The following is a 24,822-nucleotide window of genomic DNA, read 5'->3' on the forward strand; positions in this document are numbered from 1 at the left end:
AATGAAACGCCGCTCAACCGGCTTGGGGTCCCGTGTCGCCGGCAATGTAGCGATCGGTGGGGCGCGCGGGCAGGCCATCGATGCTGGCGATGCGGGTCGACATCTTGGCCGCCCATTCCGCTGGGTTGGCCTGTGCGTGGTACTTCACAAGTGTCTGGCGGTCCTTGTCGTATTCCATCAGCGGCACGCCCCAGCCGCAGCTCGTCTGCACGCTCTCGACCGCGATGTCGAAGATCTGACGCGTGCCGGGCAGCATCGTGAAATGCGCTGCCAGCTCGTCCCATTCGGCATCGGCGGGCAGGACCGGGCGTCCCGTGCCATAGATGCGCAGGATCAGCGCCGGCTGCTGGAAGTTGCAGACCATCACGGTGATCCGCCCGTCCGCCAGCAGGTGCGCATTGGTCTCGTTTCCGGACCCGCCGAGATCGAGGTAGGCGACCCGGCTGGGCGACAGCACCTTCAGCGTATCGTGCAGGCCCTTGGGGCTGAGGTTGATTCGCGCGCCCGCCGCCGCCGTGGCGACGAAGAACATCGGCTGCGCTTCGATCATGGCGATGTGATCGGGCAGAAGGGTGTCGGTAAAGTCGGCCATCAGCGCATCAGCCCTCCGATGAGGTTGCGGACGAAACGGCCCACATAGGGCCCGGCAAGGTCGGTCGCGATCGAGCCGACGGCGGAGCTGGTGGCGGTCTTCACCGGATTGGCCCGCGATTTCTTGCCGAGGATCGCACCCGCCGCGATCGACGCGCCCGAGCCGAGCGCCGCCCCCGCCGCGCGCTTGGCCGCCTTGCCCCAAATCGATGTGCTCTTGCGCTCGCGCTTGCCGACTTCCTCGCGGCTGGACGCTTCCACTTCCTCGGCCGTCGCGGCGGCATCGGCGGCCTTCTGCTCGAGCACCTCGGCCGCACTCTCGCGGTCGATCCGCTCGTCGTACTTGCCGTCGTACGGGCTGATCGACTGGATGATCGCGCGTTCCTTGGCGTCGATCGGGCCCAGCCGGCTGCGCGGCGGCTTGACCAGCGTGCGCTGGACCACCGACGGTGCGCCGTCTTCCATCAGGGTGGAAACCAGCGCCTCGCCCGTCATCAGTTCCGTGATGGCCGTCTCGACGTCGAGATTGGGGTTGATGCGGAAAGTCTCGGCGGCCGCCCTGATCGCCTTCTGGTCGCGCGGCGTGAAGGCGCGGAGCGCATGCTGGACGCGGTTGCCGAGCTGGCCGGCGACCTCCTCCGGAATGTCGATCGGGTTCTGCGTGACGAAATAGACGCCGACGCCCTTCGACCGGATCAGGCGGACGACCTGCTCGATCTTGTCCTGCAGCGCCTTGGGTGCGTCGTCGAACAGGAGGTGCGCCTCGTCGAAGAAGAACACCAGTTTCGGCTTTTCCGGGTCGCCGACTTCGGGCAGGACCTCGAACAGTTCGGCGAGCAGCCACAGCAGGAAGGTCGCGTAAAGTTTGGGGCTGCGCATCAGCTGGTCGGCGGCGAGAACGTTGATGACGCCGCGCCCCTTTTCGTCGACGCGGATGAAATCGGCGATCTCGAGCGCCGGCTCACCGAAGAATTCAGCACCTCCCTGGCTGTCGAGACTCAGCACCTGCCGCTGGATGGTGCCGACCGAGGGCTTGGTTACATTGCCGTACCGGGCCGACAGCGCGCTCGCATTCTCGCTGGTGTGCGCCAGCATCGCCTGCAGGTCCTCGAGGTCGATCAGCAGCAGTCCCTGCTCGTCGGCGAAGCGGAACACGATGTCGAGCACGCCCTGCTGGGTCTCGTTGAGGTCGAGCAGGCGGCCGAGGAGCAGCGGACCCATTTCCGAGATCGTCGTGCGGATCGGGTGGCCCTTTTGGCCATAGAGGTCCCAGAACACCGCCGGATTGTCGGAATAGGCGTAGTCGTCTATCCCGAGTTCCTTGGCGCGCGCCTCCAGCTTATCGGCGTGCTTGAAGGCAGGCGAGCCGGGCATCGAGATGCCCGCGAGATCTCCCTTCACGTCGGCGACGAACACGGGCACGCCCTCGGCGGAAAAGCTTTCGGCAAGGCCCTGCAGGGTTACCGTCTTGCCGGTGCCGGTGGCCCCTGCGATCAGTCCATGGCGGTTGGCGCGGCCCAGTTCGAGGTACTGTTTCTCGCCGTTTTCGGCGAGGCCGATGAAGATCTGACCCACTGCGCTGTGCACTCCCTTTGACTGGCGAACGGTGTCGCAACGCGCGCCAACGCGGTCAAGCGCCCTCGACACGAAAGCCGGAGGCGCTAAGGCGAGTGCGATGCCCGGGCGCACCCCATTCGTACTGCTCGACGACGCGCGCGCCGACGGCGCCGCGGATGCGCACCTGTTCGAGAACCCCTCGAAGGTATTTCTCGCGCGCCGCGCGGACGAGGTCGCGCATGTTCTCGAGGATGCCGATGCCGCCCGGCGGGGCGGCGGCACCTTGGCGGGATATATCGCCTACGAGGCGGGGCTGGCGCTCGAACCGAAGCTTGCCCCGCATGTCGCTGGCCGCAGCGGTGCGGGCGGACCGCTCGTCTGGCTCGGACTGTTCGATCGGCCGCAAGTCGTCCCCGCCGGCGAAGTCAAACAATGGCTCGCCGAGCGCGGCAGCGGCCCGGCAAGCCTCGGCCCGCTAGAACCGCAGATATCGCCGGGTGCCTACGCGGACGCGTTCGCCGCGCTGCAGGAGGCGATCCGCGCAGGCGACATCTACCAGGCCAACCTCACTTTCCCGCTGGCGGGCAGCTTTCGCGGCGATCCCTTGGCGCTTTACGCGGCGCTCCGGGACGATGCGAAGGCTGGCTACGGCGGGCTCGTATTCGATGGCCAGCACTGGCTGCTCAGCCTGTCGCCCGAGCTGTTCGTCAGCCTCAGGGGCGATGAAGCCAAGGCCAAGCCGATGAAGGGCACCCGCGCGCGCGGTGCGACGCCCGAAGAAGACGCGGCGATGGCGGAGGAGCTGGCTCGTTCGGTCAAGGACAAGGCCGAGAACCTGATGATCGTCGACCTCATGCGGAACGATCTTTCGCGCGTAGCGGAAGCCGGCAGCGTGCGGGTCGATGCGCCCTTTGCGGTCGAAAGCTACCCGACGGTCCACCAGATGGTCTCGACGGTGCGCGCGCGGCTTTCGCCCGGCAAGGGCGCGATGGACCTCGTGCGGGCGCTGTTCCCGTGCGGCTCGATCACCGGCGCACCCAAGATCCGCGCGATGGAACTCATCTGCGAAGTCGAGCGCGACGCACGCGGGCCCTATTGCGGCGCGATCGGGCGTATCGGAAATGACGGGGACGCCGCTTTCAACGTCGCGATCCGGACGCTCCGGCTCACGGAGATCGAGAATGCGCACGGGACCGCGGTCATGGGGATCGGCTCGGCCATCGTTGCCGACAGCGAGCCGCTCGCCGAGTGGCGCGAGTGCCATGTCAAGGCGGGCTTCGCACGCGGGGTAGCTGCAGGTTTCGACCTGATCGAGGCGATGCATTTCGATCCGGAAGGCGGCATCGCGCTGCTCGAGCTCCACCTCGAACGGATGAAGGCGAGCGCAGCCGCGCTCGGATTTTCGTTCGACCGGCACGCAGCGCGCAACCGCATCCAGGCGCTTTGCTTTGAGCTGGAGGCGCCCGCCAAGCTCCGCCTGCTCCTCGCCCGCAGCGGCGCGACCGCGCTGGAGGCGCAGGCACTGGGCGAGGTGCCACCCCTCACGACTTGCCTGACGCTCCCCCTGCCGGTCGATCCGGGCGACCTGCGGCTGCAGCACAAGACCACCGACCGCTGGTTCTACGATGCCGGCACCGAGGCCGCGCGCGAAGCGGGCGCCGATACCGCGCTGTTCGTACGCGACGATGGCCTGGTGACCGAGGCGATGAGCGCGAATCTGTTCGTAGAGCGCGACGGGACATTGCTCACCCCGCCGACCGCGCTCGGCCTGCTGCCGGGAGTGCTGCGGCGTTCGCTGGTCGAAGCGGGCAAGGCGCGCGAAGCGCAGCTGACCCTCGACGATCTCGCGGACGGTTTCCTGCTCGGCAATGCGGTGCGCGGGTTGATGCAGGCGAGGCTTGCATGACCATCCCGATCCTCTTCGAGGATGGCGAGGCGCTGGTGATCGACAAGCCCGCCGGCCTGCCGATCGAACGACCGCGCGCCGGGGGCCGCTCGCTCGAGGATCACCTCGCGACCTTGCGGCTGGGCTTCCAGCGCGATCCGGTCGCGGTCCACCGCCTCGACACCGACACCAGCGGCTGCCTGCTGCTCGCGCGCAATCCCAAGGCCCTCGTCCGCTTCAATCGCGCTTTCGAGGAGCGGGCGGTGACCAAGCGCTATCTCGGGATCGTGGCCGGAAACGTCGCGGACGACGAAGGGACGATCGAACTGTCGCTCAGCAAGATCAGCTCCGCCGAAAAGGGCTGGCGGATGATCCCCGCAAAGAAGGGCAAGCCGGCGATCACCCACTGGCGCAAGGTCGCCGCCCACGGCGAACTGACGCTCGTCGAGTTTCGACCGGAAACCGGGCGGACGCACCAGATACGCGTCCACGCCGCGAGTGGCCTGGGAGCCGCCCTCGCCGGCGATCCCGTCTATGGCAGCAAGCGCACCGGCCCGCGCACGATGCTCCACGCCGCCGACCTCGTCGTTCCGCGCGACGGCAAGCCGGCCATACTCGCGCACGCTCCCCTTCCGGTCGATTTCGCGCAGCTGGGTTTTGCGCATGAGTGATGCCGATTCGGCGGTGGCGCGCGCAATGGACCTTGCGCGGGAAAGCTTCATCGCCGCTTCGGGCCCCGGCGGGCAGAACGTCAACAAGGTGGCGACCGCGGTGCAGGTGCGGCTCGACGTCTTCGCGCTGCGGCTCCAGCCGCAGGTCTTCGCGCGATTGAAGGCCGCGGCAGGCAGCAGGATGACCGCCGCGGGCGAGATCGTGCTGACCGCCCGGCGCTTCCGGACGCAGGAAGCCAACCGCGCCGACGCGCGCGAGCGGCTCGAGGCGTTGATTCGCGGCGCTTTCGAAGCGCCCGCGCCGCGCGCCAAGAGCCGGCTCAACCGCGTAGGCAAGGAAGCTCGCATAAAGGCGAAGAAGACTCGCGGCGCGGTGAAGGCCAATCGCGGCAAGGTCGAGTGGTAGCCACCCCCGAGTCGGCTTGACTTTCGCGGCCCTTTGGACCAATGGCCCGCCCCGACGGGCGGTGCACGTGCGCCGCCCTTGGTATTTCAGGCCAGCTGTGGCCGAATCAGAAACCTACAGGAATTTGCCATGGCGAAGCCCGCAACCGTCAAGATCCGGCTGGTCTCGACCGCCGACACCGGCTTCTTCTACGTGACGAAGAAGAACCCGCGCAACCACACCGAGAAGTTCACCTTCCGGAAGTACGATCCGGTTGCGAAGAAGCACGTCGAGTTCAAGGAAGCCAAGATCAAGTGATCTTGCTGAACCGCCGGAACCGTTCAGGTTCAGTGGTGGTTCAACGCTCCGCACGCAATTTCCGGAGCATGGCTAAGTTGAAAAATTTCTCGAAAACCACCCTGCGTGCCGCGATTGCCGGCGCGCTGGCCGTTGGTGCGCCCGCGGCGCTCCTCACCGTTCCCGCCGCCCCGGTGGCGGCGCAATCGAGCCAGCTCGACCAGGCGGTCGCCGCACTGCGCGGCATTTCGACCATGAAGGCCGATTTCACGCAGACCGACCGCAAGGGCCAGACCCTCTCGGGCGTGCTCACCTTGAAGCGCCCCGGCAAGATCCGCTTCGAATACGGCAAGGGCGCCGACATGCTGGTCGTTTCGAACGGCAAGTCGCTCTATCTCGTCGACTACGAGGTCAAGCAGGTCCAGCGCTGGCCGATCGGCAGCTCGCCGCTCGGCGCATTGCTCGACCCGAGCCGCGACGTGAAGCGGTATGGCAAGCTGGTCCCCGCGGGCAGCGACAACGTCGTGGGTGTCGAGGTGCGCGACAGCAAGCATCCCGAATACGGCGTGATCACCCTGATCTTCGTCAAGAACCCGTCGGCCCCCGGCGGGCTCCAGCTGACCAGTTGGGTGGCGCTCGATTCGCAGAACGGCCGGACCACCGTCCGGCTTTCGAACCAGCGCTACGGCGTCGCGGTGGCCGACAGCGCGTTCAGCTTCAGGGATCCCCGGCCTTCGTCTCGTCGTCGGTGATCGTCGCTTCGTCGCGGAGGCGTTTATCGCCTGCGACGAACGGATTTCGGCGGTTCATGGAAGCGACAGCCACGGCGTCGTATCACTGAGATCGCGGAACGGCTCGAGGCGGGTTTCCCCCCTGTTGCCCGACCTCACCAGAGGCCGCCCGCAAGCGTGACGAACGCTCAGAACGAACCCTCGCGCCAATGCCCCCGGCGCGGGGGTTTTTTCGTTGTTCGTTTCGTTCTCAAGCGCCGGGCGCGACGCGTCCGCGTCGCTTGGCTTTCCTCGCATTGGCTCGGACGGCCGGTTGGCCTTGCGGTCGACTGGTCGTCGACCGTCTCTTGCGGGGCCTTCCGTCCACTTGCGGCGCGCGGTCTCCCTGCTAATCGCTGCCCATGATCTCCGTCGCCACCTGGAATATCAATTCGGTCCGGCTACGCCTGCCGCAGGTGGAGCGGGTGCTGCGCGAGCAGGCCCCCGACGTGCTGTGCCTGCAGGAGATCAAGTGCCAGGAGGCGCAGTTCCCGGCCAAGGCTCTCGCCGACCTCGGGTATGTCCACCAGGCGGTGCACGGCCAGAAAGGCTATCACGGCGTCGCCACCGTAAGCCGCCTGCCCATGCGCGAACTGCACCGCCACGACTGGCAGGACAACGGCGAAGCGCGGCACGTCGCGGTCGAACTCGAACAGTCGGGTATCGTCATCGACAACGTCTACATTCCCGCGGGCGGCGACATTCCCGACCGTGAGGCGAACCTCAAGTTCGGACAGAAGCTCGACTTCCTCGAGCGGATGACTCGCTGGGCGGACGCGCTGGACCGGCCGACGCTGCTGGTCGGCGATTTCAACGTCGCCCCGCTCGAATGCGACGTCTACGACCACAAGGCCTTGCTCAAGGTCGTCAGCCACACGCCCATCGAGGTCGAGGCGCTCGGGCGGCTGACCGACGCGCACGGCTGGGTCGACCTGGGCCGCACCTTCATCCCGGCGCCGGAACGCAATTATTCGTGGTGGTCCTACCGCAGCTACTGGCGCGAGAAGGACCAGGGGCGTCGGCTCGATCACATGTGGGCCAGCCCCGACCTCGCCCCTCAGGCCCGCAGCCACCGGTTCGTCGAGGAGACCCGCCGGTGGGACCAGCCCAGCGACCACGTGCCGCTGGTGACGGAGTTCGATCTCTGAGCGCGAGCCCGTCTCGCCGGGCGGCGCAGGCCGTCGATGCGCTGCGCCACGGCTGGCCGATCGCGCTGGCAAACGGACCCGTCCTGCTCCCAGCCGAGACCGCATTCGCCCCGGGCGCGACCGCCGAGCGGATGCTGATCGGCGCCGCGCGTGCCGAAACCCTGAAGCTCGTCAACCAGCGCGAGGCTGCGGTGCCGCATGCCCCGGTTCTTCTCCATGGGGCCGAGCGGTTCGACCTTGCCGCGGCGCGCGCGGTCGCCGATCCGGCGCTCGACCTCGCTCATCCCCTGAAAGGCCCGTTTCGCGCCGAGCCGATCGACTGGGCCGAAAGCGCGGCGGCCGCGCTCGAGCTCGCGCGGATCGCGGGTATCTTGCCCGCATTCCTCGTCGATCCGTCGGGCGCCGGCGAGGCACAGCCGTTCGCTCCCGCCGACCTGACTTCCTTCACCGATCCGGCGCGGCTGGCGATCGCGGCGCGGGCACGCCTTCCGGTCGCAGCCGGAGAGGATTGCGAGATCGTCGCCTTCCGCGCGCCCGACGACTTGCGCGAACATGTCGCGCTCGTCTTCGGTATGCCGTCCAGCGACCGGCCACCACTGGTCAGGCTCCATTCCGAGTGCCTGACCGGCGACGTGCTGGGCAGCCTCAAGTGCGATTGCGGGCCGCAACTCGACGCGGCGCTCCACGCTGCCGCACAAGAGGTTCAACATGGCGGTTGGGGCGTCGTGCTCTACCTCCGGCAGGAAGGCCGCGGCATCGGCCTCGTCAACAAGCTGCGGGCCTACCGGTTGCAGGATCAGGGCTTCGACACGATCGACGCCAATCGGCGGCTCGGCCTGCCGGACGAAGCACGCGATTTCCCCGTCGCCGCCCGCATGCTCGAATTGATCGGCACAGGGACGGTTCGGCTGATGACCAACAATCCGGAAAAGGTCGCCGCGCTCGAGGCCGCCGGGGTAAGCGTGACCGAACGCGTGCCGCACAGCCTGCCCGATAATCCGCACAACACGCGCTACCTCGCGACCAAGCGCGACCGGACCGGGCACCTCCTGCCTTGAGCATCTCGATCCGGCCCGAACGGCCCGGCGACGAACGGGCGATCCATTCGCTCACGGAAGCAGCCTTTCGCACCCAGCCCCACTCCGACGGCACGGAGCAGGACGTGATCGACCGCTTGCGCCGCGATGGGGACCTCGCGTTATCGCTCGTCGCGGAAGGCGACGGGCGGATCGTCGGTCACATCGCCTTTTCCGGGGTGAAGATCGCCGACGGCAGCCGCGACTGGTACGGCCTTGGCCCGGTGAGCGTCTGGCCGGAGCTGCATGGCAAGGGCATCGGCAGCGCGCTGATCGTGCGCGGGATCGCTGATCTGAAGGATCGCGGGGCGCGCGGTATGGTCCTCCTCGGCAACCCGGAATACTACGGGCGCTTCGGTTTCGAACACGATCCGTCGCTGGAGTTTCCCGGACCGCCCGCGCCCTATTTCCAGCGCCTTGTCCTTGCGGACGAGCCACCACGCGGCATCGTCACTTACGCGCCCGCCTTTTACTGAGTGCGGGTGGCGATCGCCTGGCCCATGCGCAGCACGCTGCCGGGGCCGAGTTCCTCGAGCCACTCGATACGACCGGGCTCGAACAGCAGCACCACGGTCGATCCGAGGAAGAAACGACCCATTTCGTCGCCCGCCTCGAAGCGCGGACCGTCGGCAAAGTTCTCGCCGATGACCTCGCGCCCGTGGGGCTTGACGCGCCCGCCCCACACGGTGGCAATGCCAGCCACGATCATCGCGCCGACCATCACGCTCGCGAACCGGCCGATCTCGCCGTCGAACAGGCACACCAGCCGTTCGTTGCGCGCGAACAGGCGATCGACACCCTCGGCCGTCACGCCGTTCACCGAGAACAGGTCGCCCGGGACGTAGATCGTCTGCCAAAGCGCGCCCGCGGCGGGCATGTGCACGCGGTGGTAGTCCTTGGGGCTGAGGTAGATCGTCGCAAAGCGTCCGCCTTCGAACCGCGCGGCATCCTCGGTGTTGCCGCCGAGCAGTTCGGCGACCGAGTAGTCGCGCCCCTTGGCCTGGACCACCCGCCCGCCCGCGATGCGCCCGATCTGGCTCACCGCGCCGTCGGCCGGGCTGAGCACGTGTGTCGCCGCATCCGCGAGCGGCCGCGCGCCCGGCTTGAGCGCGCGGGTGAAGAAGTCGTTGAACGTCTCGTATTGCCCGAGTGGCCGCTCCGCCTCGTCCATGTCGACGCCGTAGGCCGCGGCGAAGCGGTGGATCAGCGGATCGCGAATGGCGGGCACGCGGCTGTCGGCGAACCGCCCGGCAAGCTTCGAGAGCGCGTGCTGGGGCGCGATATGCTGGGCGCGAATGAAGAACTGCGACATGCGCCCGCCCTATGGCATCCCGGACCGTGACGCTAGCGGCAGAGCTTCCGGAACCGCTCGCGCTCGCGCATCGCGTGGCGGTCCGGCACGATCCAGCTGTTCGCGCGCGCACAGTTCCGGGCACGCTCCCACTCCGGTCCCGCAGGCTGCTCGATCTCGCCGGTGTCGAGATCGAGCGCGAGCGCAAGGCTGCGGCGGCCCCGGTACTCCTGCCCCATTGGGCCAATGAGAAGAAGCGGCACGATCGCACGATGGCTGTCCGGCTCGATGCGCGGGGCCTCGGCGATCCATAGCAGCGAGGACGCGGTGCGCGGCAGTCCGTCGATATAGTCAGCAGGCACCATGTCGGCGAGCGCCAGCCGCCGGACCACACTGCCGTCGCGGCGGTAGATAACCAGCGCGTTCGGCCCGAAACCCATGCTAGCGTAGTCATCGACGGTCAGCAGCCGCTCACCGTCGTCGGTCAGCAGCGTACGTCCGGGCGCTTCGGGGTTGACCAGCCGCACCGTAGTGCTCGCCATCCGGTCGGTACCCTTGCCGACGTATTCGATCACCGCGCGCGCCGCGGGCGCGCACCGTATCTCGCCTTGCGCACAGGAAAGGCGAGCAGGAATAACGGTCGCTATCCATTCGCCCGACGGACTGCGCGCCTCCGTGAGCGTCGGCGGCATGAACGAGTCTGCCTGTGCCGCCACGGGAAGTGCGGCAAGTGCCAGCGCAGCCATAGTGCGATACTTCATGAAAGCCGAATGAGCCTCCGGCGCTTGCGGCCCGCTGAATGCCTCAGCGCTTCTCGAAAGGCTCCAGCCCCGTGCCGAGGGCATTGGGTCCGACCGCGAGGGCTTCGCCCGACCAGTCGGCGACGAAGGCGCTGGACCGGCGCACGCCCGGTGCGAAGCGGGCATCGTTGCCGGCGATCTTCAAACCGTCCGAAGGATGCAGGCGATCCTCCGCGCCGACGGCGATGAAGGCGGAGTAATTCTCCTTGTCCTGCCCTTGGACGAACCAGTTGTTGGTGATCTGGCCGGTCGAGCCCGCGGGCAGGTCGATCATGTAGTTGGTACCCCGCCCGGCCGAATCGTCGAAGCTGGAGCTGGCAATCTCGACTGTGCGGCTGCGCGCCTTGACGTAGTGCCCCCCGGTCCCGCGCTCGAAGCGGCTGCGGGTCACGCGCAGACGTCCATAGTCGCCGATGTATATCGAATGCGCACAGCCGGCCGAATTCTCGCAGGTGCCGAGGCCCGAGAACGTGCTCTTGTCGATCACGATCGTGCCCGCGGAATCGTTGGCCGTGAGGATGCCCTGCTGGCTGTCGAGGAACCAGCTCTGCGCGACAGTGAGGTCGCCCTGCTCGAGCCGAATGCCCGCGCCATTGCCATCGGGCACCGCCATGCCGCGGAAGACGAGGCCCGAGATGCGCGCGCTGCGACCGCGCAGGACCAGCGCGGCCTTGCCTTCGCAGGTCGTGCGATCGAACACGGCATTGCCGGGCTCGGCGGCGAGGAAGGTGATCTCGCCGCCCTTCTGCACCGCGCACTGGCGATACGATCCGGGGGCGATCGCGATGGTGCCGCGCGCGCTGCCGATCGCATCGACGGCCTGCTGGAGGCTGCCATAGGCACGCCCGGTCTCGATCACGGTAAAGGGAAGCGCAGGTCCGCCTTGGGCCAGCACCGCGGCCGCCGGGATCGCCGCCACCGCCAGCACGGCGAGCGCCAGCACGAGCTTGAGCGACGGGCGGGCGAGCGGAGGGCGGGCGAGGCTGTCCATGAGGCCCGACCTAGGGAATAAGGGTTAACGCCGCGCTAAGGCTTGTCCTTCGTCAACGCCATCGACCGGGAGTTCGGGCACGGGCGATCAGCATCAGCGCCGCGGTCGATACGATGAGACCCAATGCGTAGAGGATATAGCCCTCCATGCTCGGTCGCTCGAGCAGGAGCGAGAGACCCGCGACGATCCCGACATAGGCCGCGATCACCACCCAGCCCTGCCACGCGGTCGGAAAGCCCGAGCCGCGTCCGTGTTTCTTGGGCGCGAACCAGTCGCCGGGTTCGAAGAACTTGTGCAGCATCGACTACTCCTTTGTCGCTTGCGCATGGGGAGCGGTGACGAACCCGGCGATCGCATCGACGATCTCCGGCATCACTGGCCTGGAAGGGTCGGCATAGGCGGCAAGGTTTGCCTGCATGTCACCCGCCGGTACCGCTTTCAGGACATGGTTCATCGCCGGCAGGACGACGTAACGGGCGTCGGGCTGTGCCTTGGCAAGCGCATCGCCGTTCTCGCGCGGAACCTGGATGTCGGCCTCTCCCTGGATCACGAGAAGCGGAACGGCGAGCTTTGCCGCAAGATCCGCGGGATCGTAGCGCATCGCATCGATCAAGAAGCCCTGCACGGCTGGCGCGAACATCGCCTGAAGAGCGGGGTGGAAATTCGCGACATCCACGCGCTCGCCCTTCTCGAAGCTGTCGATCGCGGTCAGCGCATCCGGCAGGATCGGGGCGTTCGCCGGATTCGCGGAGAGTTGTTTGCGCAGGATCGTGGAGAATCTGTTCGCCGGCGCTGCAAGGAGAATCACCCCGCAGATGCCTTGCGGGGACTGGGCGGCGAGCAAGGCGATCGAACCGCCTTCGCTGTGACCCGCCACCCATACACAGTCATTGCCGCTCGCCCGGCGCGCCGCCTCGACCCATCGGGCGACATCCTGCGCGTAGTCCGCATAGGTCACCGCGTTGGGGTCGGCGATCGCCGCCTTGCTCCCGAACATGCCGCGCTTGTCGATCCGCAGGCTGCCGATGCCGCGCGCGTGAAGAGCCTCCGCCAGGAGGCGATAGGACGAAGCGGTGATACCGCCGGGATTATTGCCATCGCGGTCGGTCGGGCCGGATCCTGGGATGATGATCACCACCGCACCCCCTTCGGCCGGACGGATCAGGGTGCCGGCAAGGTCGCCTGCGGGTCCGGGCGCGGTCAGCGGCTCTTGCGCGTTGGCGCCGACGGCAAACGTGGCGGCGAGCGCGGCGGCCATGATGGTCTTCTTCATCTCAATCCTCTTTCGGCGGACGACCGCGCCGCGGCGGGTCGGTCCGGGCGACCTCGATCCCCCGCGCCTTGAGGGCTTCGCGCAGAAGCATCTCGATCTCGGCGTTGGCGCTGCGCAGCTCGGCACCCGCGAGCCGCTCGACCGCGGCGAAGACCGCCGGGTCGATGCGGAGCGGGAATGCCTTGCGGGACGAAGCGGCCACCGGGCGATCCTACTGGTAGAGCGTTCCGGCGTTGACCACCGGCTGCGCCTCGCGCTCGCCGCACAGCACCACCATCAGGTTGGATACCATGGTCGCCTTGCGCTCGTCATCGAGATCCACGATCCCGTCGGCCGACAGCTTCGCGAGCGCCATCTCGACCATGCTTACCGCGCCCATGACCAGCTTGGCGCGGGCGGCGATAACCGCTTCGGCCTGCTGGCGGCGAAGCATCGCGCCGGCGATTTCGGCGGCGTAGGCGAGATGGGTGAGGCCCGCCTCGTCGACCACGATCCCCGCCACGTGGAGCCGCTCGTTGAGCTCCGCCTGAAGCTCTCCGTTCACTACGTCCGGGCTGCCGCGCAGCGTCACTTCCTCTTCCTCGAGGTCGTCGTAGGGGTGCCGCGCACCGACCGTACGCAGGCCCGCCTCGATCTGAATCTCGACGAACTGCTTGTAGTCGTCGACGTCGAACGCGGCTTGTGCGGTGTCCTGGACGCGCCAGACGACATTGCACGCGATGTCGATCGGGTTGCCCTTGAGATCGTTGATCTTGACCCGGTCCGAATGGACGTTGTGCGCGCGCGCCGAGATCTTCTTGCGCATCATCCACGGCCACACCCAGCGCAGCCCCTCGGTGCGGTCGGTGCCCTTGTACGCGCCGAACAGCGTGATCACCGCGGCCTGGTTCGGCTGGATCATGTAGAACCCGCACGCGACGAGAAGCGCGGCAAGGAACGAGATCACGATCTGCCCGACGAAGGCCAGCTTCATCGCCTTCGTGGCGCCATCGGGCGGGAAACCGCCGGTGACCATCCACACGCCGAACGCGATCGCGGCGAGCAGGACGATCAGCATGACATAGCCGTTGAACGCCGACGCGGGCCGTTCCTGGCTCCGGTTCATCCCCTTCAGTTCGACCGACATGACGAATCACTCCTCCGATATAATTGTGATATCGTTTTTATATCGAGCGAAAAATTTTGGCAAGGGGGTCTTGGAACCAAATCGAGGCATACCCATTATGGCGGTGCGGACCGGGCCCCTCTGGCGCGGCGCAGCGGCTCAAGCCCAGCGCCTCGTGATGTCGGACCGCATCGGATGTTGCCGATGCCGGGCCCGGGATATCTCCCTCCCCCCTTCCCGCCGGCTCGGCGCATCCGATCGAACACCAACCCGTTCGAAAGGGAAACTGCCATGTCCGACCGGCTCTACAGCCTCATGGAACGCCACCAGAAGCTCGACCGACTGATCGCCGCCGTCCAGCGGCGCAAGTCCGGCGACGCGTTCGAGCTGCTTCGTCTCAAGAAGCTCAAGCTCGCGATCAAGGATCGAATCGCTGCGCTGATGCGCAAGCGGCCTTCGCGCGCCTGACGACCTGCGTGAGCGGGGTGCCGGTATCCGCCGGCACTCCGCCTTGCGCGGCCCCAATCGATCGGACATCCCATGATGGAATTTCTCGTCGCCGACTGGCTGGGCACGCCTGCCTGGTTCTGGCTTGCCTTCCTTGGCATCGTCGTCGCGCTGACCGCGTTCGACCTCGGCGTCCTCCACAAGGAAGACCGCGAGATGGGCATCGGCGAAAGCCTGAAGCTCAGCGCGTTCTACATCGGCATCGCACTCGCGTTCGGCGCGTGGATCTGGCTCGAGCGCGGCGCCGACCTCGGCATGAAGTACTACACGGGCTTCTTCATCGAAAAGGCGCTGTCGATCGACAACGTCTTCGTGATCAGCCTGATATTCACCTATTTCGCGATCCCGCCGAAGTACCAGTACCGCGCGCTCCTCTGGGGCATCATCGCGGTGATCGTGCTCCGCGGCCTGATGATCGCGGGGGGCGCGGCGCTGGTCGCCGAAGCCTACTGGGTGCTCTACATCTTCGCCGCGTTCCTCGTGTTCACCGGCATCAAGATGTTCTTCGCCGGCGACCATGAGCCCGACATCGCGAAGAACCCGGTGGTCCGCTGGATATCGAATCACATGCGGGTGACCCCGCAGCTCCACGACCAGCACTTCTTCGTGAAGGTACCCGACGAGAAAACGGGTCGGCTGGTGACCGCGGCGACGCCGCTGTTCCTGGCGCTGGTCGTCATCAACCTCGCCGACCTCGTCTTCGCGGTCGACAGCGTGCCGGCAATCTTCGCGATCACCACCGACACTTTCATCGTCTACACCAGCAACATCATGGCCATTCTGGGCCTCAGGGCGCTCTACTTCGCGCTCTCGGCGATGATCCACCGGTTCTACTATCTTAAGTACGCGCTCGCCGCGGTGCTAGTGTTCATCGGCAGCAAGATCTTCGTCTCCGACTTCCTGCTCGGCGGCGACAAGTTCCCGCCGGTGCTGAGCCTGGGCGTCACCGCCGCGCTGATCGCGGGCGGCGTATTCTACTCACTGTGGAAGACCCGTCACGGCGAGGACGCCGCACCCCAACTCCCGCACGACGCGATCCGACCCTGAAACTGAAACCTCAAGCCGACTGTACTGAAAGGAGAATACCCATGAAGCCGACCTACCTGCTTGCTCCGCTCGCTGCCGGCCTCGCGCTGGCCGCCGCCCCGGTCCAGGCGAAACACCACGAAGGCGGTCACGCCGCCCACGTCGCGCCCTATGCGCCGATCACCGTCGCCGAAGTCGAGGCGGCACAGACCGCGTGGTGCAACGCACTGGTGGCCATATCCACCGAAGCCGACACCAAGGGCCTGGCTGCTGCCAAGACGCTTGCCGGACAGGTCATCGACAGCGCCTACGGCTATGCAATGGGCCCGGTGCTGTTCAAGCCGACCCTGACGGTCACACCGCAGACCTTCCGCACCACCCGCGACGGCGCGCTGTCGTACTTCGTCGGCGACGACAAGACCTATCCGGGCGACAGCGGCTTCGCGCTCAAGAACTGGCGCAGCTGCAAGAGCGAGAACGCAGGCATCCTCGTGACCGGCAACAGCGCGAAGTCGATGGGCAACGTCTCGATGTGGGATGACAAGGGCAACATGACCAAGGTCGACAAGACCTGGGGCTATGTGCGCGACGGGATGGGCAAGCTGCGCATCGTCCTGCACCACTCGTCGCTGCCCTACATGGCGAAATAGGACGGGCGAGGGCGGCCTTCGGAACACTCCGAGGGTCGCCCTTCTCTTCCTCCCGGCGGTCAGTGCTGCCGGATCACTTTCAGGAACGCCTCGCCATAGGCGTCAAGCTTCCTCGCCCCCACGCCCGCGATTTCGCCGAGCTGCGATAGCGACTGCGGTTTGAGCCCGGCCATTTCGCGCAAGGTGGCATCGTGGAACACCACGTAGGGCGGCACGCCCGCCTCGCGCGCGATGGCCCGCCGCGCCTCGCGCAGCGCCTCGAACAGCGGATCGCCGACCGGATTCGCCTCTCCACCGCCTCCCCGTCGCCGCGACCGTTCGCGCGGCGGAGGCACCACGATCTCGAACCGACGCTCGCCCTTGAGGATGGCCTTGGCCTCCCCGCCCAGCTGCAGCCCGCCGTGCTCGGTCGCGACCAGCGCACCGCGAGCCTGGAGCGCGCGGGCGAGCGGCTGGAGCAGCCGCGCCTCGTCCGCCGCGACGATCCCGAACACGCTCAGCCGGTCGTGCCCGCGCTGGACCACGCGGTCGTCCTCGACCCCAGTCAGCACCTTCTGCAGGTGCCCGAAACCGAAACTCTGCCCGGTGCGATAGGCCGCGCTGAGCAGCTTCTGCGCCAGCTCGGTCGCGTCGGTCACGCCGGGCGCCTCGAGGCAGTTGTCGCAGTTGCCGCACTGGTCGGGCGGCTCCTCGCCGAAGTGCCGCAGCAGGACCGCGCGGCGGCAACCCGGCGTCTCGACGAGCCCGGCGAGGGCATCGAGCCGGATGCGTTCGCCCGTCCGCCGGTCTTCGGGCACTTCGGACAATCGCTGGCGTGCCCGGGCGAAATCGTCGGCGCCCCACAGCATGACCGCCTGCGCCGGATCGCCGTCGCGACCCGCGCGGCCGGTCTCCTGGTAGTACGCCTCGATCGACTTCGGCACTCCCGCGTGGGCCACGAACCGCACGTCGGGCTTGTCGATGCCCATGCCGAAGGCGATCGTCGCGACGATCACCATGTCCTCGCTTTCGACGAAGGCCGCCTGGTTCCCCGCGCGGACCGCCGGGTCGAGCCCGGCATGATAGGGCAGGACGGGGCGGCCGCTGGCCGCGGCCAGCTTTTCGGCGAGCGCCTCGACCTTCGCCCGCGTGGGTGCGTAGACGATCCCCGGCCCCTGCTCGGCGCGCATCAGGTCGGCGATCTGCCGCACGGGATTGTCGCGATGGCGGATCGCGTAGCGAATGTTCGGCCGGTCGAACCCCGCCACGATCAAACCGTCGTCCGGAATGCCCAGCTGCGCGAGGATGTCGGCCCGGGTATGGGCGTCCGCCGTCGCGGTAAGGGCGAGGCGGGGCACGTCCGGAAATGCGTCCATCAGCGGGCGCAGCAGGCGATAATCGGGGCGGAAGTCGTGCCCCCACTCGCTGACGCAGTGCGCCTCGTCGATCGCGAAGAGCGCGATCCGCGCTTGCCCGAGCAGTTCGCGAAACCCCTGCTGGCTGGCCCGCTCGGGCGCGACGTAGAGCAGGTCGAGCTCGCCGGCGCGGAACGCCTCGATCGTCTCGCGCCAGTCGGCGTCCGCGCTGGTCAGCGTGGCGGCGGCGATCCCGTTGGCCCGCGCGCTGCGAAGCTGGTCGTGCATCAGCGCGATCAGCGGGCTGACGACGACGCAGGTGCCATCGAGCATCGTCGCGGGGAGCTGGTAGGTCAGCGACTTGCCCGCGCCCGTCGGCATGACCGCCAGCGTCGACTGCCCGGCCAGAACACGGGCGACGACCTGCGGCTGGACCCCGCGAAAGTCGTCGAAGCCGAACACTTCGCGAAGGCGCGCACGGGCCTGGTCCATCGGGGGTGTGGTGGCGACCGCGTCCATCGGTTCGCCTTTGCACAGGGGCGACCGGGAGGGAAATGCCGCTCCTGTGCAAAAGCGGAGATTGCGGCGCGAATGTGGCGCGGGTATCAGGGCGGCAATCCCATCCAAGGAGTATCCCATGAAGAAGATTGCCCTCATCGCCCTGCCGCTGACCCTCGGCCTTGCCGCCTGCGGCAGCACCGACGACGCCTCGACTGCGGCCGAGGCCGATACGGTGGAAATGCCTGCCGACGAGGCCATGGCCGGCGTGACCGAGGAACCGGCTGCCGACCCGAACGCCAACGCCGCCGACGTCGCTTCTGCCGAGCCGGAGGAAACGGTGCAGGCGACCGCCGAGGAAGCCGGCGCCAATGCCGCCGACGTCGCGGCCCGCGCGCAGGCTGCCGCTGCCGCCGCCGAAGCGGCGACCGACACGCCGGAATAATTCCGCGCGACCAGCGAATGCTTGGAAGCGGGCGAATCGCATATCGGCGATTCGCCCGCTTTTCCTTTTTCGTGGGCAAGGTATGGCAGGGGCCATGCGCGTCATCGGCCTTCTCCCGCTCGTTCTTCTGACCGCCTGCGCTCCGTCGGACACCGATCCCGGTCCGGGCGGCGTGACCGTCGGTGAAGCCAAGGCGCTCGACGAAGCTGCCGAGATGCTCGAGCAGCGGCGGTTGCCGCCCGAAGCCTTGCCGCAGCCATCGCCTTCGGCCACGGCGGATGTGACACGAGAGGGAGGGGAAGAATGAGCGGTATGGACCCGGAGCTGTTCGAACAGTTCATCGACCAGCTCGAACGCTATGTCCGCGAACGGCTCATCCCGGCCGAGCGCGAAGTCATCGCCAACGATCGCATTCCCGACGCGATCGTCCAGGAAATGCGCGACATGGGCCTGTTCGGACTGACCGTTCCCGAGGAGTACGGCGGCGCGGGCCTCAGCACCTCGCAGTACGCGCGGGTCGTCAGGACGATGGCCTACGCCGCGCCGGCGTTTCGCAGCATCTTCTCGATCAACGTGGGCATGTTCAACAGCGCGATCAAGAACGGCGGCACCGCCGAGCAGAAGGCCGAGTGGTGGCCGCGGATCGCCGCGGGCGAGATCGCCTGCTTCGGGCTGACCGAACCCGGATCGGGGTCCGACAGCGCCGCGATGGCGACCACCGCCAAGCCCGACCCTTCGGGCAACGGCTGGATCCTCAATGGTACGAAGCGCTACATCACCAACGCGCCCCACGCCTCGGTCGGCCTGATCATGGCCCGCACCGAAAAGGACAACCTGCCCAAGAACGCGCACGTGTCCGCCTTCATCGTGCCGATGGACACGCCAGGCGTCACGGTCGGCAGCCCGGACCACAAGATGGGCCAATCGGGCAGCCACATCGCCGACGTGATCCTGGAAGACGTCCACGTGTCGGGCGAAGCGCTGCTCGGCGGCGAGACCGGCAAGGGCTTCGTCTTCGCGATGAAGAGCCTCGACAACGGGCGCATTTCGGTCGGCGCGGCGTCGACGGGCTACGCCCGCCGCGCACTCGATTCCGCGCTCCGCTATGCCACCGAGCGAAAGGCGTTCGGCGAGCCCATCGCCAACTTCCAGCTCATCCAGCAGATGCTCGCCGAGAGCGAGACCGAGATCTACGCCGCCGAGTGCATGATGGCCGACGTCACAGCGCGCGCCGACGCAGGCGAGAACATCCTGCGCAAGGCCGCCGCGTTCAAGGTCTTCGCATCCGAGATGTGCGGCCGCGTGGTCGATCGCGTGGTCCAGATCTACGGCGGCGCGGGCTACCTGGCCGAATACGATGCCGAACGCTTCTTCCGCGACGCGCGCATCTATCGCATCTACGAAGGCACCACGCAGATCCTCCAGCTGCAGATCGCCAAGCACATGCTGCGCGATTTCGCCGCGCAAGCGTAGATGTACCGCCTCCTCTCCGACCTCTCGATCGTCGAAGTCTCGAGCTTCGTCGCCTCGCCCACCGCGGGCCTCTATTGCGCGCAGATGGGGGCAGAGGTCATCCGGATCGACCAGATCGGCGGGGGGCTCGACTACGATCGCTACATGCAAACCACCGAGGGTCGCAGCCTCGCGTGGGAGAACCTCAACCGCGCCAAGAAGTCGGTCGCGCTCGACTTGCGCTCGGGCGAAGGGCGCGAGCTTGCGGTCGAACTGGCGCGCACGACCGGCCAGCTCATCACCAATCTGCCCGAAAAGAGCTTTCTCAGCCATGCCGCGGTCAGCGAAGGCCGGCCCGACATGATCAGCGTGCGGATCATGGGCTGGCACGACGGACGGCAGGCGATGGACTTCACGGTCAACGCCGCCAGCGGCTATCCGTTGATGACCGGGCCGGAGGAATGGGATCCGGCGACTGCCCCGCCGGTCAACCAGGTCCTGCCCGCGTGGGACTTCATTTGCGGTGCCTATTGCGCATTCTCGCTGCTGGCTGCGCTCCACCACCGCGCGGCGACCGGCGAGGGCAGCGAAGTCCGCGTGCCGCTCGGCGACGTGATGATCGGCACCGTCGCGAACTCGGGCGCGCTGGCCGAAATGCTCTATCGCGGCGCCGACCGCCCGCGGCTCGGCAACGCGATCTGGGGCGCGCTTGGCCGCGACTTCACGAGCCGCGACGGGGTCCGCTTCATGGTCGCCGTCCTGACGCCCAACCAGTGGAACGCGATGGTCGCGGCGCTCGACATCGCCGCGCCGGTCGCCGTGCTCGAAGCCGAAACGGGCGTCCGGTTCGCCCGGTCCGACCACAACCGCTTCGTCCACCGCGATGCCCTGTTTGCTGTGGTTCAGGAGGCAGCCGGCGCGCTCGATTACGAAGAGATCGCGGCGCGGCTGGGCAAGGCGGGCGCGACGTTCGAACGATATCGCACCATGCACGAGGCGGCCCGCGATCCGGTGCTGGTGGCCGACAACCCGCTGTTCGGCCCCTCGCCCGCCAACCCGAGCGGATTCGCCTATCCCGCGCCGCGCTCGCTGGCGCATCTCGGCGGGGTCGCACCGGCCGATCCGGAGCCCGCGCCCTACCTCGGCCAGCACAGCGAGGACGTGCTCGCCGAGCGACTGGGCCTGTCCTCCGGCCAGATCGGCGACCTGATCGACCGGGGGGTCGTGGCCCGAAGCGACCAGAACCAACCGAGGAAACAGTCATGAGCAAGCGCCGCGCCGCCATCGTCAGCCCCCTGCGCACGCCGGTGGGCAGGTTCCTTGGCACCCTGTCGCCGCTGGGCGCGGGAGAGCTGGGTGCGGTGATCCTCAAGGCTCTGATCGAGCGGACCGGGATCGACCCTTCGCGCGTCGACGACGTCGTCTTCAGCCAGGGGTACGGAAACGCCGAGGCGCCCGCGATCGGGCACTGGAGCTGGCTTGCCGCCGGGCTCCCGCTCGAGGTGCCGGGATACCAGCTCGACCGGCGCTGCGGCTCGGGGCTGCAGGCGGTGGTCAACGCGGCGATGATGATCGAGAGCGGCCACGCCGATGTCGTGGTGGCGGGCGGGTGCGAGAGCATGTCGAACGTCGAGCACTACACCACCGCGCTGCGCGGCGGGGTCAAGGCGGGGAACGTCGAGCTGTGGGACCGCCTCACCCGCGGTCGCCTGATGAGCCAGCCGATCGAGCGCTTCGGCGTGATCAGCGGGATGATCGAGACCGCCGAGAACCTCGCGAAAGACTATAGCATCACCCGCGAGGAAGCCGACGCCTTCGCGGTCCGTTCACACCAGAACGCTGCCGCCGCGTGGGACGCGGGCAAGTTCGACGACCAGCTCGTCACCGTTGAAGTGCCGCAGCGCAAGGGCGACCCGCTGGTCTTCGCAAAGGATGAAGGCTTCCGTGCCGATGCCAGCATGGAATCGCTGGGCAAGCTGCGCGCGCTGGAAGGCGGCGTGGTCACCGCCGGCAACGCCAGCCAGCAAAACGATGCCGCCGCCGCGTGCCTGGTCGTGGCCGAGGACAAGCTGGAGGAACTCGGTCTCGAACCGATGTTGTGGTTCTCAGGCTACGCCGCGGCCGGCTGCGATCCCAGCCGCATGGGCATCGGGCCCGTCCCCGCGGTCGAGCGCCTCTTCGCGCGCACCGGCATGGGGTGGGACGAGATCGGCCTCATCGAGCTCAACGAGGCGTTCGCGCCGCAAGTGCTCGCTGTGCTCAAGGGGTGGGGCTGGTCGGAGGACGATTCGCGCCGCGACATCCTCAACGTCAACGGCTCGGGCATTTCGCTCGGCCATCCGATCGGCGCGACCGGCGGGCGCATCCTCGCCGACATGGCGCACGAGATGAAGCGACGCGAGGTGCGCTACGGCCTCGAGACGATGTGTATCGGCGGCGGCCAGGGCATCGCCGCGGTCTTCGAACGCGCCGCCTAGACGATTTGCGGGCACCTTCGCGGGATGCTAGAAGTTTCAGAAGAAACCATGCCCACGCTTGTGCAACCCGACACCGACTTCTCGACCCTGCCGGAGCTTCCGGCGGAGGTCTTCACCGCGCCGCTGAAAAAGCCCGAGCATGTCGGTGACGACTGGCTCGAACCGAAGCAGGCCGACTATTCCTCCGACGACGACGCAATCTGGAACGACCTGTTCGCGCGCCAGATGGACGTCCTGCCCGGCCGCGCCGCCTCGGCCTTCATGGCGGGCCTGCAGAAGCTGAACCTCAACCGGGGCGGCGTGCCCGAGTTCGGCAAGCTCAGCGAGGACCTGACCGCGCTGACCGGCTGGTCGGTCGTGCCGGTGCCGATGCTGATCCCCGACCACGTGTTCTTCTGGCACCTCGCCAACCGGCGCTTCCCGGCGGGCAATTTCATCCGCACGCGCGAGACGTTCGACTACATCGAGGAACCCGACGTCTTCCACGACGTGTTCGGGCACGTGCCGATGCTGACCGACCCGGTCTATGCCGACTACATGCAGGAATACGGCCGCGCCGGCTGGAAGGCGATGCGCTACAACCGGCTGAAGTCGTTGGGGTCGCTTTACTGGTACACGGTCGAATTCGGGCTGATCGAGGAAGCCAGCGGGATCAAGGCCTATGGCGCGGGCATTCTTTCGGGACCCACCGAGATCGTTTTCGCGACCGAGGCGCAAAGCCCCAACCGGATCATGCTCAACGTGGACCGGGTCATGCGTACCGACTACGTGATCAGCGACCTGCAGCCGACCTACTTCGTCATCGAGAGTTTCGAGGATCTCTACCGCCAGACAGTGGAGCGCGATTTCGACCGTCTCTACCGATCGCTCTCGCCCGGCTTCACCTATGCCAACAGCGCGGTGATCGACCTCGATAACGTGCTGCATCGAGGCACGCAGGAATACCTGCTGCGCGGTGGACGCGGGAGCGGCGCCCGGCCGGTCTAGGACGCCGCCCGCAGGCAAAAGAAAACGGCCCCGGAAACCTGGGAACCCCACAAAGTAGTACTTTGTGGGGACCCCTCTCCGGGGCCGTCTCCTGTTCGAACCGAAAGGCTTACTGCGCGGTGGTTTCGTCGGCGGCTTCGCCGGCTTCTTCCATCGCGTCGGCCTTGTCCTCGGCGGCGTCGGTCATCGCGTCGGCCTGCTCGTCGGTCATGGTGCCGGCGTCTTCCATCGCCTCGGCTTCTTCGTTCACGGCCTCGGCAGCCTGCTCGCCGGCGTCTTCGGCGGCATTTTCTTGCGGGCCGTCGCAGGCAGCGACGGTGAGGCCGAGGGCGAGCGCCGACGAGATAGCAATGAGTTTCTTCATTTCAGTCTTCCCCTTTTTGGATGGGGGGCCTCTCTATCAAGGCTGGCCCCGGGTGGTAAGTCAAAAATAAGGCAAGTTCAGCGCGCAAGGCGCAAGCGGGCAAATGCGAGGATCGCGAGTAGAACGCTTGCCCCGACCGCGGCTGCGAGAAGGGTGGTGGCCGAAATGCCGACAAGCAGCGATTCGCTGCTCACCAGAGAGCCGAAGAGGAGTGCGCCGGCGATCCCTACGATCACGTGCAGCACGATGGCGCGCGCATCGTCGCTTCGCGTGACGATCGATGCGAGCCATCCAAGGACGGCGCCGACGGCCAGAAGAACGATCAAACCCACCACTTACTCGCAAAAATTCGTGTCACTTCCCAGCAACAAGCCGCGAAGGAAGGGATGGTTCCGCCCGATGCGACGAACCGATGGCTCCTATGCGAGGGTCAGCCACGCCAGCGCGGCGAGGCCGACGACGATGCGATACCAGGCGAACGGGGCGAAACCCCGCCGGGACACGTAGGCGACGAAAGCACGAATGACGATCATCGCCATGATGAAGGCGGCGAAGAACCCTGCCGCGATCTCTCCCCATCCAATCGTCGCTTCTCCCGCGAGCAGGGCGGGATCGTCGAGGATCTTGACGGTCGCGGCGCCGAGCATGGTGGGAACAGCGAGGAAGAACGAGAACTCCGCAGCAGTCTTGCGCCCCACCCCCAGCGCCAGAGCGCCGAGGATCGTCGCGCCCGAGCGACTCGTGCCCGGGATCATCGCCAGGCACTGCGCGAAGCCGATCAGGATCGCGGTGCGCACGGGCATCTCGGTGACTCCGGTATCCTCGCGTGCCGGGATCGTGCGTTCCAGCACCAGCATCGCGACGCCCCCGATGAGCAACGCACTCGCAACGACGAGCGGGCTGCCGAGCATCACATCGATCGCGTCCTTGGCAAGCAGTCCGATGACGGCCGCGGGCATGAAACCGGCGAGGATGTTGCGAACGAATCGGATCGATTCCCCCTTGCCGCGAAAAAGGCCGATACCCGCGAACCAGAACAACTTGCGATAGGTGACGAGGACCGCCGCGATCGCTCCCAACTGGATCACGATATTGAACTGCGACCATTCCTCCGGACTGTAGCCGAATATGGCCTGCGCCAGGATCAGGTGTCCTGTCGACGACACGGGCAGGAACTCGGTCAGACCTTCGAGCAGTCCGAGCAATATGGCGGTGAGGATCATTTCCATGCGCGCGGGCTCA

At 67.2% G+C, this 24,822-nt stretch carries 30 protein-coding genes; 17 read left to right on the forward strand and 13 right to left on the reverse strand.

Annotation, left to right across the window (positions count from 1 at the left end; all coding sequences use genetic code 11):
* Positions 1-13: 13 nt before the first annotated feature.
* Together A6F68_RS01485 and A6F68_RS01490 are read right to left on the reverse strand one after the other, a co-directional pair.
* Positions 14-592 carry a pyridoxamine 5'-phosphate oxidase family protein gene (locus A6F68_RS01485; protein ID WP_067675350.1) on the reverse strand — a complete coding sequence of 193 codons (579 nt, stop codon included), beginning with the start codon at positions 590-592 and terminating at the stop codon, positions 14-16.
* Positions 592-2,280 (reverse strand): helicase HerA-like domain-containing protein, encoded by a 1,689-nt coding sequence (locus tag A6F68_RS01490; RefSeq protein WP_335673623.1) that lies wholly within the window; start codon positions 2,278-2,280, stop codon positions 592-594. Before A6F68_RS01490 ends, A6F68_RS01485 begins: the two co-directional genes overlap by 1 nt.
* Here A6F68_RS01490 and pabB point away from each other — a divergent pair.
* The 8 genes from pabB to A6F68_RS01530 all read left to right on the forward strand — a co-directional run bounded on the left by pabB (position 2,267) and on the right by A6F68_RS01530 (position 8,856).
* Entirely contained in the window at positions 2,267-4,054 is a 1,788-nt protein-coding gene (pabB, locus tag A6F68_RS01495) for an aminodeoxychorismate synthase component I (RefSeq protein ID WP_067675355.1), read from the forward strand. The genes A6F68_RS01490 and pabB overlap by 14 nt on opposite strands.
* Entirely contained in the window at positions 4,051-4,704 is a 654-nt protein-coding gene (locus tag A6F68_RS01500; RefSeq protein ID WP_067675357.1) for an RluA family pseudouridine synthase, read from the forward strand. Before pabB ends, A6F68_RS01500 begins: the two co-directional genes overlap by 4 nt.
* Positions 4,697-5,110 (forward strand): alternative ribosome rescue aminoacyl-tRNA hydrolase ArfB, encoded by a 414-nt coding sequence (arfB, locus tag A6F68_RS01505; RefSeq protein WP_067675360.1) that lies wholly within the window; start codon positions 4,697-4,699, stop codon positions 5,108-5,110. The genes A6F68_RS01500 and arfB overlap by 8 nt, the downstream gene beginning before the upstream one ends.
* 129 nt (positions 5,111-5,239) lie before the next feature.
* Complete coding sequence (gene rpmG, locus A6F68_RS01510) at positions 5,240-5,407, forward strand: 50S ribosomal protein L33 (protein WP_057882031.1); 168 nt, start codon at positions 5,240-5,242, stop codon at positions 5,405-5,407.
* A gap of 68 nt (positions 5,408-5,475) precedes the next feature.
* The gene (locus A6F68_RS01515; RefSeq protein ID WP_067675362.1) at positions 5,476-6,138 is read left to right on the forward strand and encodes a LolA family protein; all 663 of its coding nucleotides are present in this window, start codon (positions 5,476-5,478) and stop codon (positions 6,136-6,138) included.
* A gap of 380 nt (positions 6,139-6,518) precedes the next feature.
* Positions 6,519-7,304 carry an exodeoxyribonuclease III gene (locus A6F68_RS15290; RefSeq protein WP_067675365.1) on the forward strand — a complete coding sequence of 262 codons (786 nt, stop codon included), beginning with the start codon at positions 6,519-6,521 and terminating at the stop codon, positions 7,302-7,304.
* Positions 7,253-8,362, forward strand: a complete 1,110-nt coding sequence (gene ribA / locus A6F68_RS01525; RefSeq protein ID WP_232308176.1) for a GTP cyclohydrolase II — start codon at positions 7,253-7,255, stop codon at positions 8,360-8,362. Before A6F68_RS15290 ends, ribA begins: the two co-directional genes overlap by 52 nt.
* Complete coding sequence (locus A6F68_RS01530; RefSeq protein ID WP_067675368.1) at positions 8,359-8,856, forward strand: GNAT family N-acetyltransferase; 498 nt, start codon at positions 8,359-8,361, stop codon at positions 8,854-8,856. Before ribA ends, A6F68_RS01530 begins: the two co-directional genes overlap by 4 nt.
* Here A6F68_RS01530 and asd read toward each other — a convergent pair.
* From asd to A6F68_RS01565, 7 genes are read right to left on the reverse strand one after another with little or no spacing between them, the layout of a single operon-like run.
* The gene (gene asd, locus A6F68_RS01535) at positions 8,850-9,692 is read right to left on the reverse strand and encodes an archaetidylserine decarboxylase (RefSeq protein ID WP_067675371.1); all 843 of its coding nucleotides are present in this window, start codon (positions 9,690-9,692) and stop codon (positions 8,850-8,852) included. The genes A6F68_RS01530 and asd overlap by 7 nt on opposite strands.
* A gap of 32 nt (positions 9,693-9,724) precedes the next feature.
* The gene (locus A6F68_RS01540) at positions 9,725-10,432 is read right to left on the reverse strand and encodes a hypothetical protein (protein WP_157096608.1); all 708 of its coding nucleotides are present in this window, start codon (positions 10,430-10,432) and stop codon (positions 9,725-9,727) included.
* Between the two features lie 43 nt (positions 10,433-10,475).
* Positions 10,476-11,462 carry a right-handed parallel beta-helix repeat-containing protein gene (locus tag A6F68_RS01545; RefSeq protein ID WP_067675379.1) on the reverse strand — a complete coding sequence of 329 codons (987 nt, stop codon included), beginning with the start codon at positions 11,460-11,462 and terminating at the stop codon, positions 10,476-10,478.
* 52 nt (positions 11,463-11,514) lie between these two features.
* Positions 11,515-11,763 carry a hypothetical protein gene (locus tag A6F68_RS01550; protein ID WP_067675382.1) on the reverse strand — a complete coding sequence of 83 codons (249 nt, stop codon included), beginning with the start codon at positions 11,761-11,763 and terminating at the stop codon, positions 11,515-11,517.
* Between the two features lie 3 nt (positions 11,764-11,766).
* Positions 11,767-12,735: an alpha/beta hydrolase gene (locus tag A6F68_RS01555; protein ID WP_067675385.1), complete on the reverse strand. Its 969-nt coding sequence runs from the start codon at positions 12,733-12,735 to the stop codon at positions 11,767-11,769.
* Between the two features lies 1 nt (position 12,736).
* Positions 12,737-12,937, reverse strand: a complete 201-nt coding sequence (locus A6F68_RS01560) for a type II toxin-antitoxin system antitoxin (protein ID WP_067675388.1) — start codon at positions 12,935-12,937, stop codon at positions 12,737-12,739.
* A 9-nt stretch (positions 12,938-12,946) separates the two neighbouring features.
* Entirely contained in the window at positions 12,947-13,861 is a 915-nt protein-coding gene (locus A6F68_RS01565) for an SPFH domain-containing protein (protein WP_067675391.1), read from the reverse strand.
* A 270-nt stretch (positions 13,862-14,131) separates the two neighbouring features.
* Here A6F68_RS01565 and A6F68_RS01570 point away from each other — a divergent pair, with 270 nt between their 5' ends.
* From A6F68_RS01570 to A6F68_RS01580, 3 genes are all read left to right on the forward strand, one after another.
* Positions 14,132-14,308 (forward strand): DUF465 domain-containing protein, encoded by a 177-nt coding sequence (locus A6F68_RS01570; protein ID WP_067675394.1) that lies wholly within the window; start codon positions 14,132-14,134, stop codon positions 14,306-14,308.
* 75 nt (positions 14,309-14,383) lie between these two features.
* A complete protein-coding gene (locus A6F68_RS01575; protein ID WP_067681829.1) occupies positions 14,384-15,394 on the forward strand; it encodes a TerC family protein in 1,011 nt (336 codons plus the stop codon).
* A 41-nt stretch (positions 15,395-15,435) separates the two neighbouring features.
* Positions 15,436-16,023 (forward strand): phosphoribosyl-AMP cyclohydrolase, encoded by a 588-nt coding sequence (locus A6F68_RS01580; protein ID WP_067675397.1) that lies wholly within the window; start codon positions 15,436-15,438, stop codon positions 16,021-16,023.
* 59 nt (positions 16,024-16,082) lie between these two features.
* Here A6F68_RS01580 and recQ read toward each other — a convergent pair whose 3' ends face one another.
* Positions 16,083-17,876, reverse strand: a complete 1,794-nt coding sequence (gene recQ, locus A6F68_RS01585; RefSeq protein WP_198152646.1) for a DNA helicase RecQ — start codon at positions 17,874-17,876, stop codon at positions 16,083-16,085.
* Between the two features lie 118 nt (positions 17,877-17,994).
* Between recQ and A6F68_RS01590 the strand changes: the two genes are divergently transcribed.
* The 6 genes from A6F68_RS01590 (at position 17,995) to phhA (ending at position 23,216) form a co-directional block, all read left to right on the forward strand.
* The gene (locus A6F68_RS01590) at positions 17,995-18,300 is read left to right on the forward strand and encodes a hypothetical protein (RefSeq protein ID WP_067675400.1); all 306 of its coding nucleotides are present in this window, start codon (positions 17,995-17,997) and stop codon (positions 18,298-18,300) included.
* 94 nt (positions 18,301-18,394) lie between these two features.
* On the forward strand, positions 18,395-18,607 hold the full coding sequence (locus A6F68_RS01595) for a hypothetical protein (protein ID WP_067675403.1): 213 nt from the start codon (positions 18,395-18,397) through the stop codon (positions 18,605-18,607).
* A gap of 5 nt (positions 18,608-18,612) precedes the next feature.
* Positions 18,613-19,773, forward strand: coding sequence for an acyl-CoA dehydrogenase family protein (locus A6F68_RS01600; RefSeq protein ID WP_157096763.1), 1,161 nt, complete (start codon positions 18,613-18,615; stop codon positions 19,771-19,773).
* Positions 19,774-21,018 (forward strand): CoA transferase, encoded by a 1,245-nt coding sequence (locus tag A6F68_RS01605; RefSeq protein WP_067675409.1) that lies wholly within the window; start codon positions 19,774-19,776, stop codon positions 21,016-21,018.
* Positions 21,015-22,229 carry an acetyl-CoA C-acetyltransferase gene (locus A6F68_RS01610; protein WP_067675411.1) on the forward strand — a complete coding sequence of 405 codons (1,215 nt, stop codon included), beginning with the start codon at positions 21,015-21,017 and terminating at the stop codon, positions 22,227-22,229. Before A6F68_RS01605 ends, A6F68_RS01610 begins: the two co-directional genes overlap by 4 nt.
* A 48-nt stretch (positions 22,230-22,277) precedes the next feature.
* Positions 22,278-23,216, forward strand: coding sequence for a phenylalanine 4-monooxygenase (phhA, locus tag A6F68_RS01615; RefSeq protein WP_067681834.1), 939 nt, complete (start codon positions 22,278-22,280; stop codon positions 23,214-23,216).
* A 109-nt stretch (positions 23,217-23,325) separates the two neighbouring features.
* Here the strand turns inward: phhA and A6F68_RS01620 are convergent, their stop codons facing one another.
* The 3 genes from A6F68_RS01620 to A6F68_RS01630 form a co-directional block, all read right to left on the reverse strand.
* Positions 23,326-23,580 carry a hypothetical protein gene (locus A6F68_RS01620; protein ID WP_067675414.1) on the reverse strand — a complete coding sequence of 85 codons (255 nt, stop codon included), beginning with the start codon at positions 23,578-23,580 and terminating at the stop codon, positions 23,326-23,328.
* 77 nt (positions 23,581-23,657) lie between these two features.
* Positions 23,658-23,912 (reverse strand): GlsB/YeaQ/YmgE family stress response membrane protein, encoded by a 255-nt coding sequence (locus A6F68_RS01625; RefSeq protein ID WP_067681837.1) that lies wholly within the window; start codon positions 23,910-23,912, stop codon positions 23,658-23,660.
* An 87-nt stretch (positions 23,913-23,999) separates the two neighbouring features.
* Positions 24,000-24,809, reverse strand: coding sequence for an undecaprenyl-diphosphate phosphatase (locus tag A6F68_RS01630; RefSeq protein ID WP_067675417.1), 810 nt, complete (start codon positions 24,807-24,809; stop codon positions 24,000-24,002).
* Positions 24,810-24,822: the final 13 nt, after the last annotated feature.

It is taken from the genome of Tsuneonella dongtanensis (assembly GCF_001698205.1).
Classification (GTDB): domain Bacteria; phylum Pseudomonadota; class Alphaproteobacteria; order Sphingomonadales; family Sphingomonadaceae; genus Tsuneonella; species Tsuneonella dongtanensis.